The sequence below is a fragment of the Arcobacter sp. ISO1 genome (genome assembly GCF_058105185.1).
In genome coordinates, this window is the sequence record NZ_CM176573.1 from 2912932 (window position 1) to 2934193 (window position 21262).

A 21262-nucleotide genomic window follows, 5' to 3' on the forward strand; every position below is an offset into this window, starting at 1 on the left:
TATTAGTAAAGTTTTTGCAATTAATTTGTTAGTAAAATTTTAATACAAGAAAAAAAAGTTATTTTATTTAAAAATTACATAACTTATCCTATAATAAGTTACATGAGGGAAATGGGTTAATTGGAATGAAAGTAAAAACACTTATAATATTATTTTCTTTTATATTAGTATCTTTACTAATATATTTGATTACAGATTTTTATATTCAAAAAGAACAAAATAATAAATTAACAGAAAGATATTATACAAGCTCTGAATATATTAAAAAGAACCTTTTAAATTTAATATCAGATAAAAAAAATGCAACTTTGTCTATAGCTTTATCTTTTCTTGAAAATAAAGAAATTATCAATTCAATTCTTACAAAGAATAGCTCAAATATAGATTTAAATAAATACTCTTTACAATTAAGAAAATACACAAAATTTAAAAATGTTTGGTTTCAAATTTTAGATAAAGATGGAAATAGTTTTTATAGAAGTTGGAGTGATCATAAAAAAGACTCACTTAAATTTCGACCCGATGTTAAAAAGATTTTGAAAACAAAAAAAATACAAACTTCAATTAGTGTTGGAAGATACGATATGTCTTTTAAATCAATGGTTCCCATCTTAAAGAACAATGAATTAATTGGTATTTTTGAAGTAATAACTCACTTTAATTCTATTTCAAAAATGTTGGAAAAACAAAAAATCGATTCTTTGATCTTAGCTAATGAAAAATATAAAAATAAAATAAAATACCCATTTACAAAAAAATTTATTGGTGATTGTTATATTGCAAATTTCAATGCAAAAGATTATTTGATAGATTTAGTAAAAAACAAGGGTATTGAAAAAATACTTGAAATAAAAAATTATAGAATAATTAATGAAAAGTTTCTTGTAACGCAGCAAGTAATAGAGTTTGAAAATGAAGTAATTGGTTACATAATACTAGCAAAAAATTTAAATGATATAGATGTTAGCTCTATTTTAGATGCAAAAAAAAGTTCTACTAAAAACTTGATTTTATCTATTATTTTGATAGGTATAATATTCTTAGCCATTAATTATTATTTATACTTAAAACAGATACAAATAGAGAAAAAAAGAGTTCAAACTATTCTAGATTCCCAAAAAAATATTATTATAATAACAGATGGAATAAAAATACAAAATGCGAATGCACAATTGATTGATTTTTTTGATGAATTTAAATCACTTGATGAATTTAAAGAAAAGTACGATTGTATTTGTGATAGATTTATTGAAATGAATGATGACAACTATTTAATTGATAAGGATTATGATGGTAAAAACTGGGCAGAACATATTCTTAACAATAATGAAAGAAAATTTAAAGCAGCAATAAAAAAAGCTGATAAAATCTACCATTTTACTTTAAATGTTAACATAGCAGATAGTGAAGAAGAAATACCTTATATTATTGTAACTTTGACTGATATAACAAATGAAATAGAAAACAATCAAATCTTAATTGAAAAAGATAGAATATTATTCCAAAAAAATAAAATGGCTTCAATGGGAGAGATGTTAAATAATATTGCCCATCAATGGAGACAGCCATTAAGTTCAATCTCAAGTTTAGCAAGTGGATTAAAAATAAAAAAAGAATTAGAATTAGTAGACAAAGATGATATAGATTATACTTGTGAAAAGATTTTAAATAATACAAATTATCTATCACAAACAATTGAAGATTTTAGAAACTTTTTTAAAGAGAAAAAACAACAAGAAAAATTTGAATTAAAAAAATCTATTTGTGAAAGTATAAATCTTTTAAAAGATAGACTAAAAGCTTCAAATATAAATACAGAAATTAAAATTGATGAAAATATAAAACTTTATAGCTTTAAAAATGAATTTCAACAAGCAATCTTAAATATAATAAATAACTCGATTGATGCTTTTGTAAAAAATAATTCAGATGAAAAAATCATTTTTATTACATTTGATAAAGATACATTAACTATAAAAGATACTGCTGGTGGAGTTGACAAAGAAATTATTGAAAAAATCTTTGAACCATACTTTACAACTAAACACCAATCTCAAGGAACAGGAATTGGCCTTTATATGACCCAAGAGATTTTAGTAAAACATATGAATTGTAAACTATCAATATATAATAATAGTTTCATTTATAAAAAGAAAAAATTAAAAGGTTTAACCTTTGATATATCCTTTGATTTAAAAACATTAAAAACTTTGTAAAATGCTATTAAACTTTTATTTGGAAAAGCTTAGTTATAATTGCGCCATATTATAAAGAAGGGTATGTATGCAAAATTTTACAGTTTTTGACATAGTTATCGTTAGTATTACAGTATTACTTGGACTAAAAGGGCTTTTAAGAGGCTTTATTAAAGAAATTTTTGGTTTAGTAGGAATTATTGGTGGTATTTTTATTGCTTCAAGATTAGCAGGAGATATTGGGCAGGCAATTGCTCCACTTTTAGCTTTAGAAAATCAAGCAACAATCAAACTTATTGGTTTTATTATAGGACTTGTAGGATTTTGGGCAATTGTTTATGTTGCAGGAATCATCTTAAGTAAAATATTCCAAGCAAGTGGCTTAGGTATATTTGATAGAGTTTTAGGATTTTTCTTTGGTAGTGCAAAAATATTTTTAATTTTTTCAGTAATTGTTTATGCCTTATACCAAGTTAATTCATTTAAAGACTTAATGGACACAAAAGTTGCAAAATCTGCTACTTTCCCATTTTTAGTAAGTACAGGTGGATTTATTGTTAAATTAGATGCTAGTGATTTTATGAAAAAAGTTGAAGAAAAAATTACTCCAAAAGAAGATGAAGTAATTGAAGAAGATGATGACTTATTAAAACAAAAATCTATTAAAGAAGAGATAAGCGATACTGTAAAAGGTATGAAAGAAGCTACAATTAAATCTTCTACAGAGGTTGTTGATGCAGTTAAAAAAACTGTAAATAAAAAAGTTGATGAGATAGCAGAAGAGATTAAAAATAATCCAATGCCCCAATCAACACAAATAGAAGAAACAAATACAGAAAAATCAGAATAATAAAAACAAAGGAAATTAAGATTGTTTGAAAATAAATATATACAACAAAGAATAGAAAAAGCAAACACTTTAAAAGATAAAGGGATCAATCCTTATGCAAATGATAGTGCAAGAAATACTACAATTGCAAAATATTTGAATGTAAATACAGACCTATTTCAAACTGAAGAAAAAAGAGATGAAAATAGACATTATATTGTAGCAGGTAGAATTAAATTTTTTAGACTTATGGGTAAAGCTAGTTTTCTAAAAATTGAAGATGAAAGTGGAATCTTACAAATTTATGTAGCTAGAGATAATTTACCTGAAGGTTTTTATAATGAGACTTTTAAAAAGAATATTGAAGTTGGTGACATAATTGAAGTTGGTGGATATCCTTTTATTACAGGAAAAGGAGAGTTGTCTTTACATGTTGATAGTTTAAAAATTTTAACAAAAGCTATTTCTCCTCTTCCAGAAAAATTCCATGGAATAACTGATAAAGAGTTAAGATATAGACAAAGATATTTAGATTTGATTATGAACTCTCAAGTTAGAAAAACTTTTCATATTAGATCTAGAGTTATTAGTTTAACTAGAAGATTTTTTGAAAACAAAGGTTTCCTTGAAGTTGAAACACCTATGATGCACCCAATTCCAGGTGGAGCAAATGCTAAACCTTTTGTTACTCACCATAATTCTCTTGGTGTTGATAGATATTTAAGAATAGCACCAGAATTATATTTAAAAAGATTAATTGTTGGTGGTTTTGAGGCAGTATTTGAAATCAATAGAAACTTTAGAAATGAAGGTATGGATGCAACACATAATCCTGAATTTACTTCTATTGAGTTTTATTGGGCTTATAAAACATATAAAGATTTAATTGAACTTACAAAAGAGTATTTTGAGTTTTTATTTGAACACCTAGACTTACCAACAAAATTACCATATGGTGAGATGGAAATAGATTTCTCTAAGTTTTCTGAAGTTCCATTAATTGAATCTTTAACAACAATCGGCGGTGTTCCAGCTGAAATTACAGAAGACAAAGATAAGATTATTGCCTTTATGAAAGAGAAGAATCTTGAAGTAAATGAGGCTATGAATTTAGGTCAATTACAAGGTGAATTATTTGATGAATATGTTGAAGCAAAATTAATTAACCCAACATTTATTACTGAATACCCAGTTGAAATTTCACCACTTGCAAGAAGAAATGATGAGAAACCACATCTAACAGATAGATTCGAGTTATTTATTGCAGGAAAAGAGATTGCAAATGCCTTTAGTGAGTTAAATGATCCCCTTGATCAATTAGAGAGGTTTGAAGGACAAATTGCTGCAAAAGATGCAGGTGATGATGAAGCCCATGAAATGGATGAAGACTTTGTTAATGCATTATCTTATGGTATGGCTCCAACAGCAGGTCAAGGTATTGGTATAGATAGATTGGTTATGATGTTAACAAATGAACACTCTATTAGAGATGTTTTATTATTCCCAGCTATGAAGCCAATCAAACAAGAGATTGACTTACTTGAAGATGAAGAGGGAAATGAATAATTTCATTTCTTGTAAAATAGATAAAATTAAATAAACAAAAAATAGGAGAAACAATTATATGAGTTATATTTCAAATGCAAATTTAGAGCAAGCAGATAAAGAGATTTTTGATTTAGTTGAGGCAGAATTAGTAAGACAAACTGACCACTTAGAAATGATTGCAAGTGAAAACTTCACAAGTCCAGCAGTTATGCAAACTATGGGTTCTGTATTTACAAACAAATATGCTGAAGGATATCCATATAAAAGATATTATGGTGGATGTGAATTTGCTGATAAAGCTGAACAATTAGCTATTGATAGAGCTTGTGAAATTTTTGGATGTAAATTTGCAAATGTTCAACCTCATGCAGGAAGTCAAGCAAATGGTGCAGTTTACGCAGCATTATTAAAAGCTGGAGATAAAATCTTAGGTATGGATTTATCACATGGTGGACACTTAACACATGGTTCTAAACCATCATTTTCAGGGAAAAACTACCAAGCATTTTATTATGGTGTTGAACTAGATGGTAGAATTAATTATGATAAAGTAATGGAAATTGCTAAGATTACGCAACCAAAAATTATTGTATGTGGTGCAAGTGCATATGCAAGAGAGATTGATTTTGCAAAATTTAGAGAAATTGCTGATGCAGTTGGTGCTATTTTATTTGCTGATATTGCTCATATTGCAGGATTAGTTGCAGCAGATGAACATATGTCTCCATTCCCTTATGCAGATGTAGTTACAACTACGACTCATAAAACTTTAAGAGGTCCAAGAGGTGGACTTATTTTAACAAATGATGAAGATATTGCTAAAAAAATCAATTCAGCTATTTTCCCAGGTTTACAAGGTGGTCCACTTGTTCATGTTATGGCTGCAAAAGCAGTTGCATTTAAAGAAGTTTTAGCGCCAGAATGGAAAGAATATGCAAAACAAGTTAAGGCTAATGCAAGAGTATTAGGTGAAATTTTAATGGCTAGAGGATATAATATTGTAAGTGATGGAACAGATAACCACTTAGTATTAGTATCATTTTTAAATAAAGATTTTTCAGGTAAAGATGCTGATGCTGCGTTAGGAAATGCAGGAATTACTGTAAACAAAAACACTGTTCCAGGTGAAACAAGAAGTCCTTTTGTAACTTCAGGTATTAGAATTGGTTCTCCAGCACTTACAGCTAGAGGGATGAAAGAGGAAGAGTTTAAATTTATTGCAAATAAAATCTGTGATGTATTAGATGATATTAACAATACAGACTTACAAGCTCAAATCAAACAAGAATTAAAAGAATTAGCAAGGGATTTTGTAATTTACAATCAATCTACTTATTAAGATTTTAGTTTAGTTTCCTTTATAATAAGGATAATCTTTTAAAGCATTTTGCTTTTTGTAGGATTTTTTAATTCTAAGCTCCTTTTTAAGGAGCTAGTAAAAAGGGTATAGGTTATGGAAATAAAAGGCGAAGATTTTATAAAAAAAGTTCAGTTACAACAAGAAAAAAATGAGATTGAACAAAGGTTAAATGAGATAAATGATGCGGAGTCTGTTTATGAAGACAATAATGATACTCCAAGACAAGAGCCTCATCAACCAGGTCAAATGAATACTTCAAGACTTGACAGAGAGATTGAAATTCAAGAAGAAAAAGAATATTCAGATATTATGTTAGGTCAAGGAAAATCTAATGAACAAAATAAGAAAAAATATCTTATTTTAGGACTTGTTCTAGTAATTTTATTTTTATTAACTGTTATAATAATTCGTCTTTTAACAAATGACTCACCAAATGAAAGTGATAGTTTTACAAAAGATTCTACACAAAACTCACAAGAATCTGTTCAAAATGAAAATATTGAAGAACAATACCAAAAAATCATAAATGAAAAACTAAAAAATATAAAAGAAGAGAATCAAAAAGCACAAGCTATTGATGAAAAAGTTGAAGAAAACCTAGATCTTAAAAAAATTGAGGAAAAAGAATTAGTAGTTGAACCAACTGTTACTGAAACTAAACCAGATGTTTTTGAAGTTAAAAAAGAGGAACCTGTTGTAGTTCCAAAGAAAAAACAAGCTGCACCAAAACCTGTAGTAAAAAAACAAGAACCTAAAAAAGTTGTAAAACCAACTGTATCTAAAAACTCTTCAACAATTACAAGTAAACCAAAGGGAACTTTTGTTCAAATTGGAGCGTTTTCAAAAATGCCAAGTGTAAAATATTTAAACAATATTAAATCAAAAGGTTACTCATATAAAATTTATAAAGTCTCTATAAATGGGAAAATGTTCCATAAAGTTTTAATTGGACCATATAATAGTAGAGGACAAGCAAGATTAGCAACTGGTGATATTAAGAAAAAACTTAATGTTTCAGGGGCATTTATTTTAACATTCTAATAAGGTATTTAATTTAATGCAATTTTATTCAAAAGAACTTTTTCTAGATCAATTCACACCAGTTTCGATCTATGAAAAAGTTAAAAATATATACAAAGATGAAATCACTTTTCTTTTTGAAAGTACAATAAACTCAAATGATGGGAACTACTCTTTTATAGTAATTGGAGATAGAGAACGAGTTTGGTACGAAAACAACACATGTTTTTACAAAAATGATAAAGGTGAAGTTTCAGAGGTTGAATCTAACCCTTTAAAATTTCTACAAAAATATTATAAAAATTTTGATAAAAAATTTTATAAACAAAAAGCTTTAGAGTTAGGAATTGGTTTAGTTGATGGTTTTATAGGTAATGTTGGGTATGACATTGGCAAAGAATTTGAACCAAAATTAAAAAAATCAATGGAAACTCTTGAAGACCAGTTAAATATGCCTGATTTAGATTTAATTAGACCAAATATAATTTTAGGTTTTTCCCATAAAACATCAAAACTAATTATGGTTACCTCTGTTGAATCATGTAAAAATGACCTTCAAAAAATTGAAGATGAACTATTTACTCCATATGAATTTACTCCTTTAAAAAAAGCAGAAATTATTGACGAAGGTAAATTTAACTATTCAAAAGAAGAGTTCTTTAAGATGGTGGAAGAATCTAAAAAGATGATTAGAGCTGGAGATGTTTTTCAAATTTTAATGTCAAATAGATTTATTCAAAAAGCAAAGGTTGACCATCTTAGTTTTTATAGAGCATTAAGAAGCAAAAACCCAAGTCCTTATCTATTTTTACTTGAATATGAAGACTTTACAATTGCTGGAAGTTCTCCAGAGGTTATGATTAAACTTGTTGATGGACACCTACTTTTAAGACCAATTGCAGGAACTAGAAAAAGAGGGAAAAATATTGACCGAGATTTAGAGCTTGAAGAAGAGATGTTAGGTGATGTAAAAGAAAGAGCAGAACATCTAATGCTAGTAGATTTAGGTAGAAATGATGTGGGTAGAGTTGCCCGACCAGGAACTGTAAAAGTAACTGATTTAATGAGAGTAGAAAAATACTCACATGTAATGCATATGGTTTCTGATGTAGAAGCAATAATTGATGATAAATACGATATGTTTGATCTTTTTGCTGCTACTTTTACAGCTGGAACAATGACAGGTGCACCGAAAATTAGAGCAATGGAGTTAATCGCTCAATTTGAAGGGATAAAAAGAAATTTCTATTCTGGAAGTATCGCTTATTTTGGTTTTGATGGAAATATGGATTCGGCAATAACAATTAGAACATCATTAATAAAAGAAGATGAGATTATTTTCCAAGCAGGAGCTGGAGTTGTTGCAGACTCTATTCCTGAACTTGAATACCTAGAAGTTCAAAATAAACTTGCGGCAAATATCTCAACACTAAAAGATTTATCATAAAGGAATAACTTGTTACTTGGAGTAAATATTGACCATATCGCCGTATTAAGAGAGGCTAGAAAAATCAATGACCCAAATCCTATGGATGCCTTGGGAATTTGTAAAATTGCTGGTGCAGATCAAATAACAATACACTTAAGAGAAGATAGACGTCATATCAATGATGATGATGCAAAAAATATCTGCAAACTTTCTTCTTTACCTGTAAATTTAGAGTGTGCAATTGATGAAGATATTATTGATATTATATGCGAATTAAAACCCCATAGAGCTACACTTGTTCCAGAAAAAAGAGAAGAAGTTACAACTGAAGGGGGACTTGATTTAGAATCAGGGTATACAAAAATAAAAAAAGCTGTAAAAAAACTTCATGATAATGACATAGAAGTATCTTTATTTATTGACCCAGATAAAAAGATGATTGAATTGGCAGAAGATTTAAAGGTTGAATGGGTAGAACTTCATACAGGAGCTTTTGCAAATTTATATGCAATGCTTTATGGAAACCTTTCAAACTCTAAACATAGTATCAAAGACTTAGAAATAAGTAGAGAAGAATTAAAAGAACTTCTTCTTAATAGTAAAAAAGAGATAAAAAAGTCTGCTTTAAAAGCTGTTGATTTAGGTTTAAAAGTAGCTGCTGGACATGGATTAAATTACCAAAATGTAACGGAAATTTCAAAACTAAAAACAATAAATGAATTAAATATAGGTCAAAGTATTATTGCAAGATCAGTTTTTACTGGACTTGAAAAAGCTATAAAAGATATGAAAGAACTATTATGAATAAAAAAAAGGAAGAAAAACCTTTAATTGCAGTTTCAGTTGGAGACTTAAATGGTATAGGGATTGAAATTGCTTTAAAAGCCCATGAAAAAATCTCTAAATACTGTGAACCTTTATATTGCATAAATAAAAAGATGTTAAAAGAGGCTGCTAAACTTTTAAAATTACAAATTCCTGATGATTTTAATACCTTTAATGTAAAAGGTGAATTTGAGATTAAGCCAGGTCAAGTATCAAAAAAAAGTGGAAAGTTTTCCTATGATTCTTTTACAGAAGCCATAAACTTAGCAAATAAGAAAAAAGTCAGAGCAATAGTAACTCTACCAATCAATAAAGAATCTTGGAATAAAGCGGATATCAAATACAAAGGTCATACAGAAGTTTTAAGGGACTTTTTTGCTGAAGATGCAATTATGATGTTAGGTTGTAAAAAACTATTTGTAGGACTCTTTACTGAACATATTCCTTTAAAAAAAGTATCAAAATCAATTGAAGAAAAGAAATTAACAAATTTTTTAATTGATTTTTACAACAATGTAAACTCTTCAAATATTGGGGTTTTAGCCTTAAATCCACACGCAAGTGATAATGGTGTTTTAGGTAATGAAGAAGTTGAAATTTTCAAAGCCATAAAAAATGCCAATAAAGCTTTAGACAAAAAAATATTTAAAGGACCATTAGTTCCTGATACTGCATTTTCACCAATGTCAAGAAAAAACTTTAAATATTTTGTAGCCATGTACCATGACCAAGGGCTAACACCTTTAAAAGCATTATATTTTGACCAAAGTATAAATGTAAGTCTTAATCTTCCAATTATTAGAACATCAGTTGACCATGGAACAGCTTTTGATGTAGCATATAAAAACGATAGAAAGTTAAACTATAAAAGTTATATTAATGCAGTTAAAGAAGCTGTTAACCTACAGGAAAATAAACCATCATGACAAGCCTTGAGTTTTGTCATGAATTAGAATTTTCAAAAATAAATTTTATTGAAAGAAAAATAAGAATTACCCACCCAAAAACCATCCTTTCTGGCCCTCCTAAATCTGGAAAAAGCTTTTTAATTTTTGATTATTTATCAAATTTTGACTCTAAAGAATATATTTATATAGATTTTTACGACACAAGAAATACTTACGAAGAGATTGAAAAAAATCTTCAAGAGTTTGTAATAAGAAATAATATAAAAGTTATTGTTTTAGAAAATTTTGATTTCCAATTTAAAATTCCATATTGTGATAGTGTAATTATTACTACTAAAGAAAGAAAAAAAGAAAAAGGGTTTAAAAATCTTTTTTTAAATCCCTTAGATTTTGAAGAATACTTACTTCATGATAAGAAAAATCTACATATAACACATTTATTTAACAATTTTTTAAGATATGGGAATTTACCAGAAACTCTTCAAACCCCTGATTACAAAATTTATGAATCTTTGCAAAATCTAATAAAATTAATAAATAAAGATGAAACATGTGAAGAGATTTTGAAAATTTTAATATTCAATATTGATGAGAAAAAATCACTAAACCAAATTTTTTTAACTTTAAAAGAAAAAATTAAAATCTCCAAAGATAAATTTTATGAAGAGTGTAAAAGACTAGAAAATGAAAGTATTATATATTTTCTTCCAAAATTCATGCAAGAAAAAGCTGTGAAAAAAATATATACCTACAACTGCGCCCTATTCTCAAGTATTACACATAAAAAGAAATTTAAAAATGAGCTAACAAATTTAATCTTTTTAGAACTTTTAAATCGATATAAAAAACTTTATTATTTAGATTATATAGATTTTTATATACCAGATGAAAATATTGCAATTGTTTCTATTCCTTTTTTTAATTCAACTATGATGCAAAGTCAATTGAAAAGAATAAAAAGAGTTGCAAATGAACATGATATAAAAGAATTATATATTATTACCGTATCAAATGATGAACATTTTTTCATACAAAATTTAGAGGTAAATGTATTACCTTTTTATGAATGGGCATTAAGCTAATTTGATTTAACGATTTTTTTAGAATATTTTAGATAAAATCGCACAATTTATAGTAGTTAAAGAGCTGGGGTATTAACTCTTTTTCATACTATTAAAAGGAATGGAATGAACAAAAGAGTACTTGTAAAATTTTCGGGGGAAGCACTAGCGGGTGTAGATGGATATGGTATCGATACTCAAATTTTAGATTACATTGCAAATGAAATCAAAGAGTTAGTTGATAATAATATTGAAGTTGGTATTGTGATTGGTGGAGGTAACATTGTAAGAGGTGTTACAGCTGCTGCTGATGGTGTTATTAAAAGAACAAGTGCAGATTATATGGGAATGCTTGCAACTGTAATAAACGGTGTTGCTATGCAAGAAGCACTTGAGCATAAAGGTTTAAGTGCAAGATTACAAACTGCAATAAAAATGGAACAAATTGCTGAACCATATATTGTAAGAAGAGCAACAAGACACTTACAAAAAGGAAGAGTGGTAATTTTTAGTGCAGGTACAGGGAATCCTTATTTTACTACTGATACTGCAGCTACTTTAAGAGCAACTGAAATTGGGGCACAAATGCTAATCAAAGCAACAAAGGTTGATGGTATTTATGATAAAGACCCAATGAAATATGATGATGCAGTTAAACTTGAAACAATTAATTATGATCAAGCTTTAGAAGATCATATAAAAGTTATGGATGATACTGCAATTGCATTAGCAAAAGATAATAAACTTCCAATTGTTGTTGCAAATATGAATGAAAAAGGTAATCTTCTTAGTATAATCAAAGGTGATTACACTAAATGTTCAATTGTTAAATAAATATAATTAAGGTTCCCTATTTTGGGAACCAATAAAAGGAAATTTTAAATGAGATTAGAAGAAAGAATGTCACAAGCTTTAAAAAGAGTTAACAATGATAGATATATTTTATCAATTGCTGTGGGACAAAGAGCTGACGAATTAAGTAAAGGTGCAAAACCACTTTTAGATAAAAATACTCAGAATATGAAATATACTGATATTGCAATTGATGAGATTGCAAGTGGAGTTTTAAAAATTGAAGGGCTTGTAGATAAAGAATAGTTATAGAAGTTAAATCTTTTATAACTTTTTGATTTACAAAAATTCATGGATCCATTTATTCTAAAAATTCAGAGTATCAATAATTTAAAAGATGCTATTGAACTACTTTATTCAGAAACCAAAATAACTCAAAAGTTACAAGAGATTCTTGACTTTTCTATTGAAGCCCATGAAGGCCAATTTAGAAGAAGTGGAGAGCCTTATGTAACTCATCCTATTTTAGTTGCTTGTGTAGCTGCACGTTTTTCAAATGAAGAAGATATCATAGCAACTGCATTATTGCATGATGTAGTTGAGGATACAGAATATAACCTTGAGTTCATTAAGGAAAAATGGGGAGAAGATATTGCCCATATGGTTGATGGCCTTACAAAAATTGATGAGATAAGAGAGCATGAACTTGTTCCTTCAAACTCAAATACAAAATTGATATCATCAGCTTTAACTTTTAGAAAAATGCTTATTGCTTCAATTGATGACGTAAGAGTTTTAGTTGTAAAACTTTGTGATAGACTTCATAATATGCTTACACTTACATCTTTACCACAGAATAAACAACTTAGAATTGCTGAAGAAACTATGGTTGTTTATGTACCAATTGCTCATAGACTTGGTATCTCTACAATAAAAAATACTTTAGAAGACTTAGCTTTTACATATATTTATCCAAATGAATTCACTAAAATTGATAACTTTATAAAAGAACATGAACATGCTATTCAATTAACTTTCAATAAGTTTATCTCTTCAACTAAAAAGCTTTTAGAAAAAAATGGCTTTGACTTAAGCAAAATTCAAATATATAGTAGAATAAAACACTATTACTCAATATATCTAAAGATGCAAAGAAAAGGTGTAACTATTGATGAAGTTTTAGACCTACTTGCAATAAGAATTTTAGTTGAGGATGATATTGACTGTTACAAGGTTTTAGGTCATCTACATATGGAATATAAACCTTTAATTTCAAGATTTAAGGATTATATATCAACACCTAAAGAGAATGGATATAGAACAATCCATACAACAGTTTTTTATAATTCAAAAATATATGAAGTTCAAATTAGAACTTATGAAATGAATAAAGTTGCAGAATATGGAGTTGCAGCCCACTGGAAATATAAAATCGGTGAAGCTCAACAACCAAATCTGAATTGGCTTGAATCATTAGAATATTCTAATGATAATGTGGAAGAGTTCTATCAAGATACAAAAGCTGATCTTTATTCTGAAGAGATAACGATATATTCTCCACAAGGAGACACTTTTAACTTACCAAGGGGTGCAACAGCTTATGATTTTGCATATGCAGTTCATACAGATGTTGGTAAAAATGCAGTTGAATGTAATATCAATAAAATAAAAAAACCCCTTTTAACTGAACTACATAGCTCTGATATAGTTTCTATTAAAACTGTAGATTATGCAATTCCAAGATGCTCTTGGATTGATTTAGTTAAAACAAATAGAGCAAAAAAACAAATAAGAGCCTTATGTTCACAAAGATTAAAAGAGATTGATGAACTTACAGGAAGAAATATCATAAACTCTGTTTTCAAGACTATAATTCCTGATGTAGTAAGTAGATACAAAGTAGATTCACTATATAAAGTACCCCATATTCTTGATTATTTTAAACATGTAAAACATGAGATTGAAAAAAATATTATAAGTGGGCAAGGGTTTGTAGCAAGATTTAAAATCTATACTAGTAAAATTAAAAAATTAAAATTTGATAATATGATTATATACTCAAATTTTAGTATTAATTCTGTATCATTTGACCACTGCTGTCATCCAAAGTTTAATGATGAAATTGTCGCTTTTAAAGAGGGTAACAAAGCTGTAATTCACCATAAAATGTGTGATAAAGCTTATAGAAAAATCATGGGTAATGAGGAGATGCTTTATTGCCAATGGACAAAAGATACATTGTATCAATATAAAATGGTTGTTAGCCTACCAAATACAAAAGGTGAATTAGCAAAATTATTAATGCATATGAGTCAATATGAAGGTTATATTTTAAAAATAGAATATGGAAGAGAAAAACATTCATATAGACAATATTGTGATATTGAATTTGAGATGAACAATTCTAACGTTGAAGAGGTTAGAAAAATTATAGAGAAAAAAGCAAAAGTTATTGAGTTTTTTTCTAAAAACGATGCATATAAATCATAAAAAGAGGATAAATGGAAGAGAAGATTAAAGAAGCCATAGCTGAAATTCAAAGAGGAACAGCTGAAATAATTGATATAGAAGGTATTGAAAAACTACTAAAAAACTATTATGAAAAAGGTGAGAACTTCTATGTTAAAGCAGGATTTGACCCTACTGCACCAGATTTGCACTTAGGACATACTGTACTTATTCAAAAAATGGCAACATTTCAAAAATTTGGAGGAATTGTTCAATTCTTAATTGGTGATTTTACTGCAACAATTGGAGACCCAACTGGTAAAAGTGAAACAAGAAAAGTTTTAAGTGAAGATGATGTATTAAAAAATGCTCAGTCTTATAAAGATCAAGTATTTAAAATCTTAGACCCCGAAAAAACTGAAGTAAAATTTAACTCAACATGGTTAAAGGAGCTTGGTACTGGTGGATTAATCTCACTTGCTTCAAACTTAACAGTTGCAAGAATGCTTGAAAGAGATGATTTTTCAAAAAGATATGCTTCAAACACACCAATTGCAGTAAGTGAATTTACTTATCCTTTACTTCAAGGATATGATTCTGTTGCTATGGGAACAGATATAGAACTTGGTGGAACAGACCAAAAGTTTAATTTACTTATGGGAAGAACTCTACAAAAAGCATATAACACGGGAAAACAACAAGCAGTTCTAATGATGCCTATTTTAGAAGGTTTAGATGGTGTTCAAAAAATGTCTAAATCTTTGGGTAACTATATTGGTGTAACCGATGATGCAAATGATATGTTTGGAAAAATTTTATCTATTTCTGATGATTTAATGTGGAGATATTTTGAATTAATCTCATCAAAATCATTAAAAGAGATTGAAGATTTAAAAACTGGTGTAGAAGATGGATCTTTACACCCTAAAAAAGTAAAAGAATCACTTGCAATGGAAATTGTTGAAAGGTTTCATGGTGTTGGTCAAGGGGAAATTGCAAAGGCAGAATTTGAAAAAGTATTTGCTAAAAAAGATATCCCAACAGATATAGAAGAATTTGAGATGGAAAGTGGAATTTGGATTTGTCAAGCACTAGTTGATGCTAACTTAGTTAAGTCAACTTCACAAGCAAGACGTGATGTTAAGGCAAATGCAGTTAGTATTAACCAACAAAAAGTAACAGATGAAAAATTAAATTTAGAAGCTGGAGAGTATATTTTACAAAAAGGTAAAAAAAGTTTCGCTAAGATAACAATAAAATAAGATAAGGCCAAAAATTTTGAAAATAGGAAAATATGAAATTAAGCACCCAATTATCCAAGGTGGTATGGGTGTAGGAATTAGCTGGGACCAATTAGCAGGTAGTGTTAGCAAAGAGGGTGGACTTGGTGTTATCTCTGGAGTTGGAACAGGTTACTACAAAAACCTAAGTGAAAATGTAAATATAGTAAGAAAAAAAGATAAACCTAAAGATGTAGCAAACTTTTATAGTAAAGACGCATTAAAAGAGATATTTAAAAATGCAAGAAAACTATGTGGTGATGCCCCATTAGCTTGTAATGTACTTTATGCAATTAATGACTATGGAAGAGTAGTTCAAGATGCATGTGAGGCAGGGGCTAATATTATTATTACAGGTGCTGGACTTCCTACTAATATGCCAGAATTCACTAAAGATTTTCCTGATGTTGCTTTAGTTCCTATTGTTTCATCTGCTAGAGCATTAAAACTTATCTGTAAAAAATGGCAAAGATATGGAAAAACTCCAGATGCAATTATCGTTGAAGGACCTTTAAGTGGTGGACACCAAGGTTTTAAATATGAAGATTGTTTTAAAGAAGAGTTTCAATTAGAAAATATCATACCTCCAGTTATCGAAGAAGCAAAAAAATGGGGAAATATTCCTATTATCGCTGCTGGTGGAGTTTGGGATAAAAAAGATATTGATAAATTCTTAAGTATGGGTTGTGATGGTGTTCAAATGGCAACTAGATTTATTGGTACTTATGAATGTGATGCCGACGAAAAATTTAAAAATGTACTTTTAAATGCCAATGATAAAGATATCAAACTTATGAAATCTCCAGTTGGATTACCAGCAAGGGGAGTTAGTACAAACCTTCAATTTTCAATTGAAAATAAAAGTGCACCAAAAGTTCAATGTATTTCAAACTGCGTTGCTCCTTGTAATAGAGGTGTTGAAGCAAAAGCAGTTGGTTATTGTATTGCAGATAGATTAGGTGCAGCATATCTTGGAGATGAAGATACAGGTTTATTCTTCTCTGGGTCAAATGGATACAAGATTGACAAAATTATTTCAGTACATGAATTAATGGAAAAACTGACAAAAGGAGAATAAAATTTTTAAAAAATTTATTCTTCTATCACTTTTCATTATTTCATTATTAAACGCTTCAGATAACTTACGTGAAGATTATAACTCCGCAAGAATTTCTTACTTAAAAGCAGTTCTAAATAACAAGCAAGATAAAGAAATTCAAAATCTTAAAATCTTAATTGATAGGGGTAAAAGATTAAATCTAAACGTAAGTAAATATGAAAAAGAACTAAAAAAATATAATGGTTCACTGGTAAGAAGCATTAAGATTAAGCCAGTTAAAAAAGATAAAAAAACTACAACTAAAAGAATAGAACCTATTAAAAAGGTTTCAAAAGCTAAAATTTCTAAATTAAATTTTAATAAATCAAAATATACAATAAAATCTGTAGAAGATAAAGACAATCAAATAATTATCACTTTTAATACAAATATCACAAAAGATTATGTGAAATTTTATGAAAAAAATATAAAAAACAACCACCAAGACATTTATGAATTAAAAGGTAATTTCAAAGATGCCTTTCCTACAAAACTGAGAATAAATGGTGTTAAACAAATAGTTATAAAACAAGAAAATAAAAATACTTTAAAAATCCTTTTTGAGGATAAAAAGAATCTAAAAACAGTATATCATGTAAATAAAAATATCATCAAACTTACAGTTTTAGGACTTAATAAAAAAGCTACAAAAAAAGCACCTGCAAGAATCTCTAAATCTCCAAAAATCTATCTACCAGGTAAGGGAAGAACTATAGTTTTAGATGCAGGGCATGGGGGAAAAGATTCTGGGGCAATAGGTAAAGGTAAAAAGATGTATGAAAAATATGCTGTTTTTAAAGTCACTAAATACCTTGAATCATTGCTAAAAAAAAGAGGATATAAAGTTTATCTAACTAGAAATTCTGATAGATTTATAAAAGTTCGACATAGAACAGTTTTAGCAAACAAAAAACATGCTGATATATTTATCTCCATTCATGCTAATGCGGCACATAAGTCAAAGGTAAATGATTTAAAGGGTATAGAAACATTCTTTTTAAGTCCAGCAAGAAGTGAAAGAGCAAAAAGAGTTGCAGCACTTGAAAATAAAACTGACATCAGAAAAATGAGTGGTTCTTCAAAACAAGCATTTTTAGAATCTTTAAATCGTCCTAGAATTACAGCTTCCCATAAACTTTCAATCGATATACAAGGGAATATGTTATTTTCTATAAGGAAATTGTATAAGGATGTAGTTGATAATGGTGTAAGAGAGGGTCCATTTTGGGTTTTAGTTGGAGCTCAAATGCCATCAGTTCTAATAGAAGTTGGATATATAACTCACCCTGTTGAAGGAAAAAGATTGTTTAAAACAAGATATCAAAAAAAGTTAGCTTTAGGTATTGCTAATGGAATTGATTCTTATTTTGCAAAAAATCCTTAACATCTTTGATTATTTTCTTTTGCTTCTTTTTGATTCTAGGTAAGTTTTCTATATCAAAAAACTTTACCTTTGAATTTTCCCATGACAATAGATAATTATATAATGTATCATTGTAAAAGAAACTATTGATATTTAAAATTTTTCTTGAATCAATGAGCCAAACTCCAATATCTTTTAATTCGTTCTTTTGGAAAAAATACTCTTCAAAATAATCAATATCAACTCTTATAGATGATTCTTCAAAAAACTCTCTTTTAGCACACTCTTTTGCAGTCTCATTTTTATCTTGAACACCTTTTAAACAGCCCCATTTATCATAACTTTTTACAGATTTACAAAGTAAGATTTTAATTTTACCATCTTCGATTTTATATGGGATTACACCATAAGCATACTCTTTAGGCATCTATTCCAACTTTTTTTCTATAAATAAAAAATGAGATTAAAAACCATAATAAAAGTGGTAGAAGCAAAGAAAATTCAGGTTTTATAACTCCACTATTTGAAAATTTGTGTAACATAAAAAATATTCCCCAAATAACTAAGGTTCCAAACACGGAAAAAGAGGTAAAAGTTCCTAAATTAAAAAATCTTCTATTTAAAGAACTAAAGGCAAAAATCATCATCATTAAAGGAATAATGAAAAAAGGGATAAAAGTTTCATAATATATAGCAGCTCTTATTTTATCAGTATTAACACCTTGTTCGCTTAATAATGTTAATGCTGAAATAGCATCAAGAATAGAGAAGTTTGATTTTGATTCATATACATTATCTAAAATTTTAGGTTTAAACCCGTCTAAGGTATTTAAAAACTTTTCATATCTGACTTCTAATTTAGAAGTTTGAAAATCCAAATTTTTTGGTTTTTTTACAATCTTTGCATCTATAATGTACCATTTATCATTTTGAAAAATTGCTTTTTTAGCGATTATTGTTTCTACTATATCATCTTCAATAACTTTGTAAATATGGATATTATGAGCTTCTTTTTTTAAAGGATACAAATTTTCAAAATATATAAAGTTGTCATTGTACTTTAAAAATATATCTGATTTCATACTACTAAAGTAATTTCCATCTAAAATTTTATTTTTTTGTTCATAGGAATATGCAATGGGAGTCATTTGAAGTAATATTTGCATTAATATTAATGCAAAAGCACTAAGTATAACTGGAATATAAATTTTAAGTCTCTTTGCTCCTAATGAACTAAAGGCAACCAATTCATTATTTCTAATAAAAATAACTAAGGTTACAACCCATGCAAAAACTAAAGATAAAGGGAGTGTTAAAAAAAGCGAAAATAAAGTATTATACATCAAGTACAAAAACTGCAAGTTTGCAGAATCTGGAAGATTCTTTGAGTTTTGTAAAAAATCCATACCTACAAAAAATAGCTCTAAGGAAATTAAAACAATAAAAAAGTGTAATAGGTATTTTTTTAAAATGTATTTTGTTAATATGCTCATATTATTTTATTGTAAATTTTGATTTTACTACATCAATATCTTCAACTTTAAGTGCGTCAATTGCTTTTATAGTATGAGAGATTATATCTTCTAATTTATTTAATTCTTCTTTTGAAAAGTTTGATAATACATAATTTGCTACTTGTGTCTTATCTTGTGGCTTACCAATTCCAACTCTTACTCTAATATATTCTTTACCAATGCAAGAATCTATTGATCTTAAACCATTATGACCACCATGTCCTCCACCAATTTTAAATTTAACACTTCCAAAGGGTAAATCTAAATCATCATGGATAACAATAATATTTTCATTTTCTATTTTATAATATTCTTTGATTGAATGAACTGCCTCTCCGGAGAGATTCATATAAGTTCTAGGTTTTGAATAAAGGTTATAACCTGATTTAAAAAGGTCTGATTTGAAGTTTGATTTATTTATATTTGTAGTACTTAGGTTTTTAGTTATCTCATCGATAACTAAAAAACCTATGTTGTGTCTAGTTAATTGATACTTATCACCAATATTTCCAAGACCTACAATTAAGTGCATTAAAAAACCTAATTACTTAGCTTTAATAACACCTACAATAGGAACTCTTGGGTCTAAGAAACACTCAACACCTTCTGGTAATTCTAAGTCTCTAACTAAAACATTATCACCTGTGTCAAGATCAGAAATTTGTAAATGGAAAGACTCTGGTAAGTTTTCACTTGTACATTTAACTGGAATTCTTTTTTTATGGAATACAAAAAGACCTTTGTTTTTAAGACCTTTTGGAGTACCTTCAACTGTTACTGGAATTTTATAAGAAGTTCTAACACCTTCTTGAGCAATCATTAAATCAACATGTAATAAATCAGAAGTGATTGGACATTTTTGATATTCTTGAACTACAACTTTAACTGTGTTATCACCAACTTTTACATCAAATGCAATAGTTGTTTTATTTCTTAAAAATTTAATGAATTCATTCTTTTTGAATGCAGCATTAATATTTTCTAAACCTTTTCCATAGATATTTGCAATTAAGTAACCATCTTTTCTTAAAGATTTAGTTTCTTGTTTTGTCATACTATCTCTTACGATACCCTCTAACATAACATTCCTTTGTTTTAAATTTTGGACTGCGATTGTACTAAAAGTTTTATAAAAGTTAGTTTAATGAAAATATAAGTTTTATTTTTTATTTAATCTTTTGATATAAAAAAACAAAGAATCAAGCTCTTCTTTTGTTAAAAAATATGTTGGCATAACCTTAGAATCAGTTTTATCGGCAGTCATTTTGTCAATAAACACATCATAACTTACCTCATTAATTGCAGGAGCAATTATTAATTTTTCTACTAATTTTTTTGTTTTTCTATCTTTCTCTTTATATTTTGCAATTATAACTGGTTTATCCCCTTTTTTATGACAAGAGATACACCCTACTCCCCTTGGATTTTCATAAAGCATAGCCCCATATTCAAATCTTGTAATGAAAGAATTATCAAGGGTATTTTTAGTAGCAGCGGATAATAAACTTGATAAAAAAAGAATTGCTAAAATTAGTCTCAATTGTAACCTCTAAGATGTAATGCGATATTAAAAAATTTTTAGATATTATAT

Annotated in this window: 20 protein-coding genes; 15 read left to right on the plus strand and 5 right to left on the minus strand. The window is 27.9% G+C overall.

Annotated elements, in window-relative coordinates:
* Positions 1–125 precede the first annotated feature (125 nt).
* From AC2TY9_RS14485 to AC2TY9_RS14555, 15 genes are all read left to right on the plus strand, one after another.
* On the plus strand, positions 126–2216 hold the full coding sequence (locus tag AC2TY9_RS14485) for an ATP-binding protein (protein WP_489778230.1): 2091 nt from the start codon (positions 126–128) through the stop codon (positions 2214–2216).
* A 67-nt stretch (positions 2217–2283) separates the two neighbouring features.
* Entirely contained in the window at positions 2284–3045 is a 762-nt protein-coding gene (locus tag AC2TY9_RS14490) for a CvpA family protein (RefSeq protein ID WP_489778231.1), read from the plus strand.
* A gap of 21 nt (positions 3046–3066) precedes the next feature.
* Positions 3067–4590, plus strand: a complete 1524-nt coding sequence (gene lysS / locus AC2TY9_RS14495; protein ID WP_489778232.1) for a lysine--tRNA ligase — start codon at positions 3067–3069, stop codon at positions 4588–4590.
* Positions 4591–4648: 58 nt separating this feature from the next.
* The gene (locus tag AC2TY9_RS14500) at positions 4649–5911 is read left to right on the plus strand and encodes a serine hydroxymethyltransferase (RefSeq protein WP_489778233.1); all 1263 of its coding nucleotides are present in this window, start codon (positions 4649–4651) and stop codon (positions 5909–5911) included.
* A 114-nt stretch (positions 5912–6025) separates the two neighbouring features.
* A complete protein-coding gene (locus AC2TY9_RS14505; protein WP_489778234.1) occupies positions 6026–6973 on the plus strand; it encodes an SPOR domain-containing protein in 948 nt (315 codons plus the stop codon).
* A gap of 16 nt (positions 6974–6989) precedes the next feature.
* Positions 6990–8399 carry an anthranilate synthase component I family protein gene (locus AC2TY9_RS14510; protein ID WP_489778235.1) on the plus strand — a complete coding sequence of 470 codons (1410 nt, stop codon included), beginning with the start codon at positions 6990–6992 and terminating at the stop codon, positions 8397–8399.
* 9 nt (positions 8400–8408) lie between these two features.
* Complete coding sequence (locus AC2TY9_RS14515) at positions 8409–9185, plus strand: pyridoxine 5'-phosphate synthase (RefSeq protein ID WP_489778236.1); 777 nt, start codon at positions 8409–8411, stop codon at positions 9183–9185.
* Positions 9182–10132 (plus strand): 4-hydroxythreonine-4-phosphate dehydrogenase, encoded by a 951-nt coding sequence (gene pdxA / locus AC2TY9_RS14520; protein ID WP_489778237.1) that lies wholly within the window; start codon positions 9182–9184, stop codon positions 10130–10132. The genes AC2TY9_RS14515 and pdxA overlap by 4 nt, the downstream gene beginning before the upstream one ends.
* On the plus strand, positions 10129–11196 hold the full coding sequence (locus AC2TY9_RS14525) for an ATP-binding protein (protein ID WP_489778238.1): 1068 nt from the start codon (positions 10129–10131) through the stop codon (positions 11194–11196). Before pdxA ends, AC2TY9_RS14525 begins: the two co-directional genes overlap by 4 nt.
* 105 nt (positions 11197–11301) lie before the next feature.
* Entirely contained in the window at positions 11302–12009 is a 708-nt protein-coding gene (gene pyrH / locus AC2TY9_RS14530) for a UMP kinase (protein WP_489778239.1), read from the plus strand.
* Positions 12010–12057: 48 nt separating this feature from the next.
* Positions 12058–12273, plus strand: coding sequence for a DNA-directed RNA polymerase subunit omega (locus tag AC2TY9_RS14535; protein ID WP_489778240.1), 216 nt, complete (start codon positions 12058–12060; stop codon positions 12271–12273).
* Positions 12274–12318: 45 nt separating this feature from the next.
* Positions 12319–14457, plus strand: coding sequence for a RelA/SpoT family protein (locus AC2TY9_RS14540; RefSeq protein WP_489778241.1), 2139 nt, complete (start codon positions 12319–12321; stop codon positions 14455–14457).
* An 11-nt stretch (positions 14458–14468) separates the two neighbouring features.
* On the plus strand, positions 14469–15677 hold the full coding sequence (gene tyrS / locus AC2TY9_RS14545; protein ID WP_489778242.1) for a tyrosine--tRNA ligase: 1209 nt from the start codon (positions 14469–14471) through the stop codon (positions 15675–15677).
* 64 nt (positions 15678–15741) lie between these two features.
* The gene (locus tag AC2TY9_RS14550) at positions 15742–16773 is read left to right on the plus strand and encodes a nitronate monooxygenase (RefSeq protein WP_489780437.1); all 1032 of its coding nucleotides are present in this window, start codon (positions 15742–15744) and stop codon (positions 16771–16773) included.
* A gap of 427 nt (positions 16774–17200) precedes the next feature.
* Complete coding sequence (locus AC2TY9_RS14555; RefSeq protein ID WP_489778243.1) at positions 17201–18178, plus strand: N-acetylmuramoyl-L-alanine amidase family protein; 978 nt, start codon at positions 17201–17203, stop codon at positions 18176–18178.
* Here AC2TY9_RS14555 and AC2TY9_RS14560 read toward each other — a convergent pair.
* The 5 genes from AC2TY9_RS14560 to AC2TY9_RS14580 all read right to left on the minus strand — a co-directional run bounded on the left by AC2TY9_RS14560 (position 18141) and on the right by AC2TY9_RS14580 (position 21211).
* The gene (locus AC2TY9_RS14560; protein ID WP_489778244.1) at positions 18141–18584 is read right to left on the minus strand and encodes an NUDIX domain-containing protein; all 444 of its coding nucleotides are present in this window, start codon (positions 18582–18584) and stop codon (positions 18141–18143) included. The genes AC2TY9_RS14555 and AC2TY9_RS14560 overlap by 38 nt on opposite strands.
* Entirely contained in the window at positions 18577–19650 is a 1074-nt protein-coding gene (locus AC2TY9_RS14565) for an LptF/LptG family permease (protein WP_489778245.1), read from the minus strand. Before AC2TY9_RS14565 ends, AC2TY9_RS14560 begins: the two co-directional genes overlap by 8 nt.
* Position 19651: 1 nt before the next feature.
* On the minus strand, positions 19652–20203 hold the full coding sequence (pth, locus tag AC2TY9_RS14570; protein WP_489778246.1) for an aminoacyl-tRNA hydrolase: 552 nt from the start codon (positions 20201–20203) through the stop codon (positions 19652–19654).
* A gap of 12 nt (positions 20204–20215) precedes the next feature.
* Positions 20216–20752, minus strand: a complete 537-nt coding sequence (locus tag AC2TY9_RS14575; protein WP_489778247.1) for a 50S ribosomal protein L25/general stress protein Ctc — start codon at positions 20750–20752, stop codon at positions 20216–20218.
* A gap of 78 nt (positions 20753–20830) precedes the next feature.
* Positions 20831–21211, minus strand: a complete 381-nt coding sequence (locus AC2TY9_RS14580; RefSeq protein WP_489778248.1) for a c-type cytochrome — start codon at positions 21209–21211, stop codon at positions 20831–20833.
* Between the last annotated feature and the right edge of the window lie 51 nt (positions 21212–21262).